This is a genomic window from Streptomyces sp. NPDC054847, from assembly GCF_053610925.1.
This window is the reverse complement of the sequence record NZ_JBSGZJ010000280.1, coordinates 1-9546: the sequence shown is the minus strand read 5'-3', so window position 1 is coordinate 9546 and position 9546 is coordinate 1. Positions and strand designations below refer to the sequence as shown.

14 protein-coding genes are annotated in these 9546 nt (G+C 70.9%); 5 read left to right on the top strand and 9 right to left on the bottom strand.

Annotation, left to right across the window (positions count from 1 at the left end; all coding sequences use genetic code 11):
- Positions 1–14: 14 nt before the first annotated feature.
- The 7 genes from ACWGH4_RS23955 to ACWGH4_RS23925 all read right to left on the bottom strand — a co-directional run bounded on the left by ACWGH4_RS23955 (position 15) and on the right by ACWGH4_RS23925 (position 3776).
- Positions 15–344 (bottom strand): DUF3817 domain-containing protein, encoded by a 330-nt coding sequence (locus tag ACWGH4_RS23955; RefSeq protein WP_441266124.1) that lies wholly within the window; start codon positions 342–344, stop codon positions 15–17.
- Positions 345–396: 52 nt separating this feature from the next.
- A complete protein-coding gene (locus tag ACWGH4_RS23950) occupies positions 397–906 on the bottom strand; it encodes a MarR family transcriptional regulator (protein WP_441266125.1) in 510 nt (169 codons plus the stop codon).
- Positions 907–1010: 104 nt separating this feature from the next.
- Entirely contained in the window at positions 1011–1643 is a 633-nt protein-coding gene (locus ACWGH4_RS23945; RefSeq protein ID WP_453464313.1) for a TetR/AcrR family transcriptional regulator, read from the bottom strand.
- Positions 1640–2320 carry a DUF4166 domain-containing protein gene (locus ACWGH4_RS23940; protein ID WP_453464310.1) on the bottom strand — a complete coding sequence of 227 codons (681 nt, stop codon included), beginning with the start codon at positions 2318–2320 and terminating at the stop codon, positions 1640–1642. The genes ACWGH4_RS23945 and ACWGH4_RS23940 overlap by 4 nt, the downstream gene beginning before the upstream one ends.
- Positions 2317–3006, bottom strand: a complete 690-nt coding sequence (locus ACWGH4_RS23935; RefSeq protein WP_453464308.1) for a hypothetical protein — start codon at positions 3004–3006, stop codon at positions 2317–2319. Before ACWGH4_RS23935 ends, ACWGH4_RS23940 begins: the two co-directional genes overlap by 4 nt.
- Before the next feature lie 135 nt (positions 3007–3141).
- Positions 3142–3435: an MTH1187 family thiamine-binding protein gene (locus ACWGH4_RS23930; protein WP_453464305.1), complete on the bottom strand. Its 294-nt coding sequence runs from the start codon at positions 3433–3435 to the stop codon at positions 3142–3144.
- Positions 3432–3776, bottom strand: coding sequence for a DUF3817 domain-containing protein (locus ACWGH4_RS23925; protein WP_159687063.1), 345 nt, complete (start codon positions 3774–3776; stop codon positions 3432–3434). The genes ACWGH4_RS23930 and ACWGH4_RS23925 overlap by 4 nt, the downstream gene beginning before the upstream one ends.
- Before the next feature lie 166 nt (positions 3777–3942).
- On the opposite strand from ACWGH4_RS23925, the gene ACWGH4_RS23920 reads away from it, so the two are divergent.
- The 4 genes from ACWGH4_RS23920 to ACWGH4_RS23905 all read left to right on the top strand — a co-directional run bounded on the left by ACWGH4_RS23920 (position 3943) and on the right by ACWGH4_RS23905 (position 6610).
- Positions 3943–4581, top strand: coding sequence for an AIM24 family protein (locus ACWGH4_RS23920; protein ID WP_441266130.1), 639 nt, complete (start codon positions 3943–3945; stop codon positions 4579–4581).
- Entirely contained in the window at positions 4581–5231 is a 651-nt protein-coding gene (locus ACWGH4_RS23915; protein ID WP_453464302.1) for an AIM24 family protein, read from the top strand. The genes ACWGH4_RS23920 and ACWGH4_RS23915 overlap by 1 nt, the downstream gene beginning before the upstream one ends.
- Positions 5228–6010, top strand: coding sequence for an AIM24 family protein (locus ACWGH4_RS23910; RefSeq protein ID WP_453464300.1), 783 nt, complete (start codon positions 5228–5230; stop codon positions 6008–6010). The genes ACWGH4_RS23915 and ACWGH4_RS23910 overlap by 4 nt, the downstream gene beginning before the upstream one ends.
- A 123-nt stretch (positions 6011–6133) precedes the next feature.
- On the top strand, positions 6134–6610 hold the full coding sequence (locus ACWGH4_RS23905; RefSeq protein WP_159687071.1) for a MarR family winged helix-turn-helix transcriptional regulator: 477 nt from the start codon (positions 6134–6136) through the stop codon (positions 6608–6610).
- A gap of 55 nt (positions 6611–6665) precedes the next feature.
- Here the strand turns inward: ACWGH4_RS23905 and ACWGH4_RS23900 are convergent, their stop codons facing one another.
- Positions 6666–8075 carry an ATP-binding protein gene (locus ACWGH4_RS23900; protein WP_453464296.1) on the bottom strand — a complete coding sequence of 470 codons (1410 nt, stop codon included), beginning with the start codon at positions 8073–8075 and terminating at the stop codon, positions 6666–6668.
- Positions 8072–8740 carry a response regulator transcription factor gene (locus ACWGH4_RS23895; protein ID WP_453464293.1) on the bottom strand — a complete coding sequence of 223 codons (669 nt, stop codon included), beginning with the start codon at positions 8738–8740 and terminating at the stop codon, positions 8072–8074. The genes ACWGH4_RS23900 and ACWGH4_RS23895 overlap by 4 nt, the downstream gene beginning before the upstream one ends.
- A gap of 132 nt (positions 8741–8872) precedes the next feature.
- On the opposite strand from ACWGH4_RS23895, the gene ACWGH4_RS23890 reads away from it, so the two are divergent.
- Positions 8873–9484, top strand: coding sequence for a PepSY domain-containing protein (locus tag ACWGH4_RS23890; protein ID WP_453464291.1), 612 nt, complete (start codon positions 8873–8875; stop codon positions 9482–9484).
- Positions 9485–9546: the final 62 nt, after the last annotated feature.

Below are 9546 nucleotides of genomic sequence, written 5' to 3'. Positions count from 1 at the left end.
GCGCTTCGGGGGTGCTACGCGTCGGCCGTCGCCGGGGCGGCGTCACCGGCGATCAGGGCGCGCGCCTCACGCGTGATCTTCGGCTCGACGAAGAACGAGGCGAAGGGGATGCAGCCCGCGGCCAGTACCCACAGCAGCTTGCCGAACGGCCACTTCGCCTTGGAGCCCAGGTCGAAGGCGAAGACGACGTAGATGATGAAGAGCACGCCGTGGACCTGCGAGATCAGCATGGTGTCGCCGGTGTCGAAGCCGTACTTGGCGACGATCGCCACGGTGAAGACCAGCAGCCATACGGCGGTGACGTACGCCATCACCCGGTAACGGAAAAGCACATTCGCCTTCATGGCATCGAGCGTAACCGGGCGGCCGCGGCGGTCGTCCCGCGGGGCGCGTGACCTACTTCTCTTCGAAGTCGCCGGCCGCGACCCGCAGCGGACGCAGCAGCGCGAAGATCTCCGCGCACTCCTCCGCGTCGTACGTGCCCAGGCCGAAGTCCATCGCCATCAGGTCGCGGGTGGCGGCCTCCACCACCTCACGGCCCTTGTCGGTGATGGACGCGAGCGTGCCGCGGCCGTCGTTGGGGTTGGGCCGCTTGTCGACCAGGCCGGACCTGACCAGCCGGTCCACGGTGTTGGTCACCGACGTCGGGTGCACCATCAACCGCTCGCCGATCTTGGACATCGGCAGCTCGCCCGCTCGGGAGAAGGTGAGCAGCACCAGCGCCTCGTAGCGGGCGAAGGTCAGGCCGTACGGCTTGACGACGGCGTCGACCTCGGCGAGCAGGATCTGGTGCGCGCGCATGATCGAGGTGATCGCTGCCATCGAGGGCACGGGTCCCCAGCGCTGCTGCCAGAGTTCGTCGGCGCGGGCGATGGGATCGAAGGGAAGGCTGAGCGGCTTCGGCACGGCACCGACCTTACCGACTGGTCACATGCTGGTCAGCCCTGTCTCGCTCTTCGGTCGATTCAGTCTTTCGGCCCAACGCTCCGGCCGCCCCCGCCGTGCGGACCTCACCGGTGCGCGGACCGCCCGAGGCGGTGCCGGACGGCGCGCCGCGCCACGGGCCCCAGTTCGTCGAGGGCGGCGACCAGGAGGGTGAGCTGCACGAGGGCGTCCAGGGCGCGCTCCGCCCCGTCGGGGTCGACGCCCTCGTAGAGCTCCAGACCGACGAAAGAGGCGGCGACGGCACGAGCCAGTCCGGCGGGGTCGGTGAACTCGGCGAGCGGGGTCCCGGCGAGGACCCTCGTGAGCACCTTCTCGATCTCTGCGATCCACAGATCGAGTCCGGCGGCGGTGGCGGGTGCGAGCCGGGGGTGGGTCTGGGCGCCTGCCAACAGCTGGGAGAGGACGGCGACATGACCGCCGGCCCGCTCCTCTTCGTGCATCCGGCGGCCGAACTCCAGCAGCTCGGCAAGGGTGGTGACCGCCGCGAGACGGTCGCGGTAGCGGGCGACGCGCTGTTCCGCGCCGTGACGGCAGGCGGCGGCGAGCAGTTCGTCGACGGAGCCGAAGTGGTAGAAGACGAGCGCCTGGTTCACGCCCGCCGCGGCGGCCACGGCGCGGGCGGAGGTCTTGGCGAAGCCCTGTTCCGTCAGGGTGCGCAGAGCCCCTTCCAGCAGCTTCCGCCTGGTCTCCTGGCTCACGCCCGTATCTCCTCGCGTACCGGGCGCAGCCCCGCGCGCACCCCGTGCGAGCGTACGTCGCGGTAGTGGGCGGTGAACGAGCCCTCGTAGCCGAAGAGCGGCCCGAAGCGGCGGTTGGTCACCCGCACCCGGATACGGAAGCGGTCCGTGGCGTCGTCGTACGACTCACGGACCTCGGCGTCGCCGCCGATCAGGCCGGGCACACGGACGTCGACCGGTCCCTCGCGGAAGCGGTGCTCACCGGAGCGGATGAGCAGCGAACCGTCCGGCTCCGCGGACAGATGGAGATCGCTGGCCAGGTGCTGATGCGTACCGAGGTAGTCGAGCACGCGGTCGCCCTCGGGGGCGAGGACCATGGTGGCGTCGAACCGGCGCGGCCCGCCGGGGAGGGCGAAGGTGCGGACGAAGGTGACGGTCTCACGCCCGTGGGAGTCGGCGTAGGGGACGTTCTCGATGGTGAAGGGGACGTCGCGGCCGGTGCGGGGGACGAGGATGTTGCGGCTGCCGCCGAGCGCGAGGAACGGTTTGACGAAGGCGGGACCGTGCCAGATGCGGTCCATGACCCCGTGCCCCGTGCAGGCCTCGCCGCTGTCGAGCCCGACGGAGAAGCGCCGCCGGAGCTGAGGGTGGAGCCGTTCGAAGGTCTCCCCCATGGCGGTGCGGAAGATGGAGGTCATGAGTGCTCCAGGGTGCCGAGGAGGGCGGGCTCCGACGTGCGCGCCGGCGGGGTGCGCAGACAGCGCCGGGCCGCGGGTGTGACGGGAGAGGGCGGCAGGAACAGGGCGGCGGCGGCCGTCACGGCCGCGACGGCCGGGGGCGTGTACGCGGCGGCGAGGACGACGGCGAGCAGCCGTACGGCCGCTTCGGCCAGGGCGTGCGCCAGCAGCCGCTCGGGACGGATGCCCTTCTCGCACCAGAGCCGCAGCCGGTCGAAGGACCATGCGGTCGCCCAGCCCATCAGGGGACGGAGGACGAGACGGTCCGCCGCCGCGCCGAAGCGCCCCCATCGCGGCCGGTAGTCGTAGCCGGTCAGGAAGCGGATGCCGTCGTCGGTCGGGACGTAGCGCCAGTAGCCGCTGCCCTCCTTCAGGAAGGAGAGCGGATGCGGCGAGGCGAAGCGCAGTGCGGAGGCCCGGTCGCCGTCGCGGCGTCTTTCGCCGGCGCTCACGCCGGTGCCGGCGACCGTCAGAAAGGGCAGCACACGGGTCGCGTAGCGGAAGCGCTGCGGTTCACCGTCCGGGCGCGGCAGGTAGGCGATCTCGGTGAAGCGCAGATCCCACCGCTGGTGCCGGGACGGCTCCTGCGTGCGGTCCCACAGCGTCTCCATGCCGACGCGGACCCGCGTCTCGACGTACAGCCTCATCCCGCCCCCTGGTCCAGCCCTTTTTGAGCGACTGCTCAAAACAGAGGTTAGCCGGGGGCGCGCTGTCACCGGACCCGGGGTACGGCGAAGCCCCCGGCCGCTGTACGACCGGGGGCTTCGCGGCACAGGGAGGGGTCAGTCCGCGAGGTGGCGTTCCACCGTCTCGACCTTGGAGGTGAGCCCGTCGGTGACGCCCGGCCGGATGTCGGCCTTGAGGACCAGCGAGACGCGGGGGGCACGGGCCTCGACGGCGGCGACCGCGCGCCTGACCACGTCCATCACCTCGTCCCAGTCGCCTTCGACCGACGTGAACATCGCGTCGGTGCGGTTCGGCAGCCCCGACTCGCGCACGACGCGGACCGCGTCGGCGACGTACTCGCCGACGTCCTCGCCCACTCCCAGGGGCGTGACGGAGAAGGCGACGATCACGCGTCGACCACGTTCTCGCGGCGGGCGCGGGAGGCGATGACGGCGTCGTCGGCCTCACGCTTGAGCTTGCGCTCGGCGAAGAAGCCGCCGAAGGGCAGCACCGAGAGGACGAAGTAGAGCGCCGCGGTCTTCAGGTCCCACTTGGTGCGGTTCCACGCGTCCAGCCAGAAGAGCACGTAGAGGACGAAGAGCAGACCGTGGATCGCACCCATGACCGGGACCGCGTTGAAGTCCGTCGTGCGCTTGAGGACCGAGCAGACGAGCAGCAGGAGGAACGAGACGGCCTCCGGCGCGGAGACGAGACGGAGGCGGTGGAGGGAGGAGGCGGTCTTGATGTCCACGGGTCACCTTCGGTGGCGAGGGGGATGGTCGGGGGGCATGGATCTTGTGAACGCATGCACAAGCTCGCCGACCATTGTGGCAGGCCACTTTGCGAAGTCTTTGTCAGGGTCCGGATCATCCCCGAGGACGCTGTTCGGGGCAGGTTTCACCGGATAACGTCGGCCCGTGGCAACGTTTCGGCTCCAGGGGAGCAAGGTGCTCGCGGTCGAGATGACCGGTGACGCCGTCAGAGCGAAGAACGGGTCGATGGTCGCGTACGACGGCCAGATGGCCTTCAAGAAGATGTCCGGCGGCGGTGAGGGCATCCGGGGGATGGTCACCCGCCGGCTCACCGGCGAGCAGATGACCATGATGGAGGTGAAGGGGCAGGGCACCTGTTACTTCGCCGACCGGGCGAGCGAGATCAACCTCGTGCAACTGCACGGCGACAAGCTCTACGTCGAGTCGAGCAATCTGCTGTGCACCGACGGCGGACTGCGCACCGGCACGACCTTCACCGGACTGCGCGGGGGCGCGAGCGGCAACGGCCTCTTCACGACCACCGTCGAGGGCACCGGCCAGGCGGCCATCATGTCGGACGGCACCGCCGTGGCGCTGCGCGTCACGCCCCAGTACCCGCTCTCGGTCGATCCGGGGGCCTACATCGCCCACCAGGGAAATCTGCGCCAGGACTTCCAGTCCGGCGTGACGTTCCGGACCTTCCTCGGCGAGGGCGGCGGCGAGGCGTTCCAGATCCGCTTCGAGGGTGACGGGCTGGTCTACGTGCAGCCGAGCGAGCGCAACACCGTCGGAGGGGACGTCTGATGCCGTTCCGGGAGATCAACTCCAAGATGGTCGAGGCGACCGTGACGCCCGGCCAGAAGATGTTCAGCCAGCGCGGCGCGATGCTCGCCTACCGGGGCGACGTCAGCTTCACGCCGAACATCACCGGCGGCCAGGGCGGGCTCGCGTCGATGATCGGGCGCCGCGTGGCGAACGAGGCGACGCCGCTGATGACCGTCGAGGGCAACGGCACGGTGATGTTCGGCCACGGCGGGCACCACGTCCAGGTCATCCAGCTCACCGGCGACACCCTCTATGTCGAGGCCGACCGGCTGCTCGCCTTCGACGGCGCGCTCCAGCAGGGCACGATGTTCATGGGCTCCCAGGGCGGCGTCATGGGCATGGTCCGCGGCCAGGTGACGGGCCAGGGTCTGTTCACCACGACCCTCAAGGGCCACGGCGCGGTCGCGGTGATGGCGCACGGCGGTGTGATCGAGCTGCCGATCACCCCCGCCCGGCCGGTCCATGTGGACCCGCAGGCGTACGTCGCCCACCACGGCGACGTGCGGAACAAACTCTCCACGGCGCTCGGCTGGCGCGACATGGTGGGGCGCGGCTCCGGTGAGGCGTTCCAGCTGGAGCTCAGCGGCAGCGGTGCGGTGTACGTCCAGGCGTCGGAGGAGAAGCTGTGAGCACGCCCCCGGTTTTCGACCCGACGACGCTGCCGAGCGACGACAACGTCAACGCGTACACCTTCTGCGTGGAGCTCAAGGGCTCCCAGTGGTTCCTCCAGAAGGGCAAGATGATCGCCTACTACGGGCGCATCGACTTCAACGGAATCGGCCACGGCCGCCTCGACCGGCTGCTGCGGACGTCGTTCCACTCCCCGCTGCACGCGAGCGACTGGGTGGTGGCGGAGGGCAGCGGCAAGATGCTGCTCGCCGACCGCGCCTTCGACGTGAACTCGTTCGACCTGGACGACGGCAACCTCACGATCCGCGCGGGCAACCTGCTGGCGTACCAGCCCTCGCTGGCGCTGAAGCAGTCGATCGTGCCGGGCTTCCTGACCCTGATCGGCACCGGGAAGTTCGTGGCCGCGTCGAACGGGCCCGTGGTGTTCATGGAGCCGCCGGTCCGCGTGGATCCGCAGGCACTGGTGGGGTGGGCGGACTGCCCGTCGCCCTGCCACCACTACGACCACGGCTACATGACCGGCGTCATGGGCGGCGTCCGGGCACTGACGGGCATCGGCGGCGCGTCGGGCGAGGAGCACCAGTTCGAGTTCGTCGGGGCGGGGACGGTGCTCCTGCAGTCGAGCGAGGCGCTGATGCCGGAGCCGGCGACCGGCGTGGTCGGGGCGGAGCCCGGCGTTCCGGGCGGTCACGGGCCGGCGGGGGGCGCCGGCCAGCAAGGTTCCTCACCGCGCCTTCCCGGCCAGCTGGGGGACCTCCAGCGTCGCTTCGGGCTGTGAGCGGTAGTCTGCGGAGTGTGACGTCGAACGTCTGCGCCCCTGTGCACCCCCTGGTGCGCAGGGTGCCAGGCGTCACACCCCCCGACTTCGTCCGCTTTTCAACTTCTTAGGTAGAATCCATATATGGAGACCGAGACGGCCACTCGCTGGCTTACCGATGACGAGCAGTGCACCTGGCGCACGCATCTGGAAGTCAACAAGCTGCTGATGCACCAGCTCGAGAAGGACCTCCAGCCGTTCGGCCTGACCAACAACGACTACGAGATCCTGGTGAACCTCTCGGAGTCCCCGGACCGGCGGATGCGGATGAGCGACCTCGCGGCGGCCACGCTGCAGTCCAAGAGCCGCCTGTCGCACCAGGTCACCCGTATGGAGAGCGCCGGCCTCGTCCGGCGGGAGAACTGCGAGTCCGACCGGCGCGGACTGTACGCCGTGCTCACCGACGAAGGCGTCGCGACCATGCAGAAGGTGGCGCCGCACCACGTCGCCTCCGTCCGCAAACACTTCATCGACCTGCTGTCGCCGGAGGCACTCGCCGAACTGCGGGAGTCCTTGACCCCGGTCGCCGAGCACCTGCGCGGACGGCGCGGCAAGCTCTAGCGGCAGCGTCCGGCGGCAGAGCCCCGCGCGTCCTCGCGCCGGGCCGCCGGCGACGCTAACCGCGGGCCGCGTCCGGCAGGGCCAGTTCGAACACCGCCCCGCCGGCTGGTGAACGGCCGACGTTGAGGGTCCCGCCGTGGCGGTGTGCCACATCGCGGGCGATGGCCAGGCCGAGGCCGGCACCGCCCTCGTCCCTGGTACGTGCGTCGTCGAGCCGTACGAACCGTTCGAAGATCCGCTCACGCTGTTCCTCCGGCACGCCCGCGCCGTCGTCGGCGACGGCCAGCACGATCCGGCCACCCTCCCGACGGACGGAAGCGGTGACCGAGGCGACGGCGTGACGCTGGGCGTTGTCGAGCAGATTGCCGATCACCCGGCCCAGCTGGGCGCGGGAACCGGCCACCTGCAACCCCTGTGTCACCGCCAGCTCGACCGGCACGCGGTCGCCGGCCCTGCGCGCCACCTCCTCCGTCAGCAGCTGCGCCGGATCCAGAGCCGCCGATCCCGGCCGCTCCCCCGCGTCCAGCCGTGCCAGCAGCAGCAGGTCCGCAGCCAGCTGCTGGAGCCGCACGGTGTCCTCCACCGCGCCGGGCACATCCAGCAACTCCGGGTGCGCCGCGCCCACTTCGAGCTGTGTGCGCAGTGAGGCGATGGGGCTGCGCAGTTCGTGCGAGGCGTCCGCGACGAATCGGCGCTGTCGCTCCACGGAAGCCTCCAGGGCGGCCAGGGTCTCGTTCGTCGTACGGGCGAGCCTCGCGACCTCGTCCCCCGAGTCCGGCTCAGGCACACGCCGCGAAAGGTCCTCGGAGCGGGTGATGGCCGCCATCTCGCGCCTGATGCCCTCGACGGGCCCGAGCGCACGGCGGGTCACCAGCCATGTCACCGAGCCGACCACGGCGAGCAGGAGCGGCAGGCCGATGAGCATCGCGTCGCGCACGGTGGTGACCGCGTCCTGCTCGGTGGTCAGCGGCGCCCCCGCGTACACCGTCGCCGTACGGTCGTCGTCGAGGCGGACCTCGACGGAGGCGAAGCGGTAATCGGCGCTGTCGCCGTCCACGGTGGCGGTTCCGGAGGCGAACCCCGGATCGTCGGAGGAGACCTCTCCCCGGCCGGGGTCGTCGTCATCGTCGCCGTCGCCGTCACGCGGCGGCGCCTGGGGCCGGACGTCCGCGCTGCCGGTCCCGGAGACGGCCTGAAGATGCTCGCTGACGGCAAGCACCCGGCCGTCGTCGCCGACGACCTGGACGGGGCGTTCGTCGTCCTCGTCGGGCAGTTCCAGCTTTTCGTAGGGCACACCGAGTGCGATCTGGGACGCCACGTCACGGGCGGCGACCTCGGCCTGAAGATCCGTGCTGTCGATCAGGTTCGCCCGCAGGGAGAGCAGGACGGCGGTCCCGGCGGCGATCAGCGCCACGGCGACCACCAGGCCGGCGCCCAGCGCGGCCCTGGCCCGGACCGACCTCACGACTCCACCGCCACCAACCGGTATCCGGCGCCGCGCACGGTCAGGATGCGGTCCGCGCCGAGCTTGCGGCGCAGGGCGCTGATGTAGACCTCGACGATGTTCGGATCGCCCTCGTAGGCGAAGTCCCACACGTGCTCGAGGATCTCGGGCTTGCCCACGACCTCGCCGGTACGCGTCGCGAGGTGCTCCAGCACCGAGAACTCCTTGGCGGTGAGGGCGACTTCCTCACCGCCCGCGTGGACACGGCGGGTGGCGGTGTCCACGCGCAGGTCGCCCGCCGTCAGCACGGGCGAGCCGCCCGCCCTGCCGCGACGCCGGAGCAGCGCCTTGACCCGGGCGACGAGGACGACGTACGAGAAGGGCTTGGTCAAGTAGTCGTCCGCGCCGGTGTCGAGACCCTCCGCCTCGTCGTACTCGCCGTCCTTGGCGGTCAGCATCAGGACCGGCACGTCGTGGCCGGCGGCGCGCAAAGCGGCGCAGACCCGGTAGCCGTTCATGCCCGGCAGCATGATGTCGAGCAGGACCAGGTCATGGACGCCCTCGGTGGCACGGTGCAGGCCCTCGAGTCCGTCGTGGACGACGTCCACGGCATAACCCTCGGCGGTCAGGCCCGCGGCGAGGGAGAGCGCGAGCCGCCTCTCGTCCTCCACGATCAGCAACCTCATGCGCCCAGGGTCGCAAACGGAAGCTGAAGAACTCTTCAGGCGGCTTCAGGCTGCGTTCAGCATGGCGCGGCAAGAGTGGATCCCGTTGCTGACGCAGCAGCACGACTCGGCACAACGACTCGGGAGAACCTCATGAAGCGCAAGCTTGTCATCGCGACCCTCGCGGCGGCGGTGCTGATCGGCGGCGGTACGTACACGGCCGCGGCGGTGTCGGACGACGACGTTTCGCCCGCCGCGGCGGGCTCGGTGCCCGTCACGGTCCAGGACCGCGACGACCGCGACGACGCGTCCGAGGACAGGTCCGCGGCCCCCGCCGGGTCCGTCACCGCGGCGCAGGCCATGGCCGCGGCCCTCGAGCACACGCAGGGCGTGGTGAGCTCCGTCGACCTCGACGACGACGGGGACGGTCACTGGGAGGTGGACGTCCTCGGCAAGGACGACCGCGAGCACGAACTGCACGTCGACGTGCGGACCGGCGCGGTACGAGAGGACAAGGCCGAGGCGGAGAACGACGACCGCGACGACCGCGACGCCCTGCGCGGCGCGTCGGTGGACGCCCGCGAGGCGGTGGAGGCTGCGCTCAGGTCCCACCCGGGGGCGACGGTGACGTCGGTCGACTTCGAGGACGAGGGGGCGGGCCGCTGGGAGGTCGAACTCGGCGAGGACGGTGCCGACGAGCGCGAGCGCGGCCTGACGGTCGACACGAAGACGGCGTCGGTCACGCCCGAGCCCGCGGACGACTGACCTTCCCCCACCCGCCCCTTCCCGAAACCGGGGGGGGGGGGCGCCCCGCGCCCCCCCGCGCC